Genomic DNA, 1,465 nt, shown 5'->3' with positions numbered 1-1,465 from the left:
TAGTATTTAGCTAGTTCCATCGGCATTAACAGCAACACTTTTTGTCCTATAGCCCTAATCTCCCTTTATATTTTAATTGCTATAATACAAAAGAAGAACCGCCCCCGAAGGAGCGGTTCTTCTCACAATTAAACAGCTGTTACTATACACACATAATCGAATTCACACAGTTCGATTATTTTTTTGTTACATCATTTTGGCGGTCACGTAAGTTACCAACTGGTACATATACGGTACCCGCACTGTGGATTGTATCCACGTCTTGTTGTAAAACCATTACAACGGAATAATCATCAGTTGTGTAGAATTCAGTAGGCATTTTATCGATATTTACTTCGCCGCCTAATTGATTTTTCACATCTTGATTATTCTCAATAGCATTCACTAATTCCTTTTTATTAAGACCACCAAGGTCATACAAGGATAATTGACGACCTGTTGTAGTGTTGAATGTGAAGCCTTTTACATAGTTGACGCCATTAGCATCACGATCACGCATTGTGTACGTATGAATCAATACACTGAAAATACCATTTTTGTCTGTTTTAACATCGTAGTACATAACTACATTTGTTTTATCAGCTTCTTTGGCATTCAATTTTTCTACGTCGTTTTGTACTTTAGCAACGTATTTTTTGATAGTATTATTGATTGCTTTTTCTACAATTGGGCTAACAGATTTAACTGTTGGGAACACTAGATCAAGATGATCTGTTGTGGATTCCACTGGAGATACAGCCACCTCTTTGCGGTCCATATAGCGGTCCACATTAGGTGCTACTACTTCAACTGCATTGCGATCAACCTTAGATGCTACAGAGCGCAACGCACGGTTTTGCTCCGGTGTAGCAGTACTAGAGATACGGTATGTTAAATCGTTGCGATTTACTTTATTCGTATCAGCTTGAACTGTTTGCACTGTTGCAGTGTCTTTAGTTACAGGAATTTCGCTTGCTGCGAAAGATACTACTGGCAATGCAGCAGCCATCATGATGAGTACAGACTGTTTTAATTTCATTGTTTAACCTCTTATTGTTGTTCTTGCTCAGCTTTCATTGCTAAAGCTTCTTCTTTATTGAATTTGTGAGTTACAACACGACGAACAAGGTATAAACCAGAGAAGATGAATGCAAGCAATCCTAACCATTGTGCTGTGCTTTCAAAATCAGGGCCTACTAATTCAAGTGGAGATTCACCACCACCAGTTGTAACGGACAATACAATAATAACAGCTATGATTACACCAATCAAGCTTTCACCAACAATCAAACCAGAAGCGAAGAGAACGCCACGGCGGTTAGATTGTTCAACATCGTACTCAGCGAGTTCGCCAGCACGCATTTTAGCACGAGCTACTAGGTAACGGCCTACGAAATAGCTAATGAAAGAACCTAAGATGAGAGGTACTTCCAATGTTGGAGGTCTTCCGTACCAGCACCTCCTACGAGGATTGTACGATTAGTAG

1 protein-coding gene and 1 pseudogene are annotated in these 1,465 nt (G+C 39.3%); both read right to left on the bottom strand.

What is annotated here, in order from left to right:
* Positions 1 to 175 precede the first annotated feature (175 nt).
* The gene (locus Q7P05_RS00200) at positions 176 to 1,018 is read right to left on the bottom strand and encodes a hypothetical protein (protein ID WP_303929969.1); all 843 of its coding nucleotides are present in this window, start codon (positions 1,016 to 1,018) and stop codon (positions 176 to 178) included.
* 11 nt (positions 1,019 to 1,029) lie between these two features.
* Positions 1,030 to 1,422, bottom strand: a pseudogene (locus tag Q7P05_RS00195) (OPT/YSL family transporter); the annotation flags it as partial.
* Positions 1,423 to 1,465: the final 43 nt, after the last annotated feature.

The sequence above is a fragment of the Veillonella dispar genome, assembly GCF_937975875.1.
Lineage (GTDB): Bacteria > Bacillota > Negativicutes > Veillonellales > Veillonellaceae > Veillonella > Veillonella dispar_B.
Note: the sequence above shows the minus strand (reverse complement) of the source record. Positions and strands in the feature narration are given on the sequence as shown.

What these genes read in the sequence shown, in the direction of transcription:
- Q7P05_RS00200 (WP_303929969.1), bottom strand. Translation starts at nt 1,018, where the DNA reads ATGAAATTAAAACAGTCTGTACTCATCATGATGGCTGCTGCATTGCCA.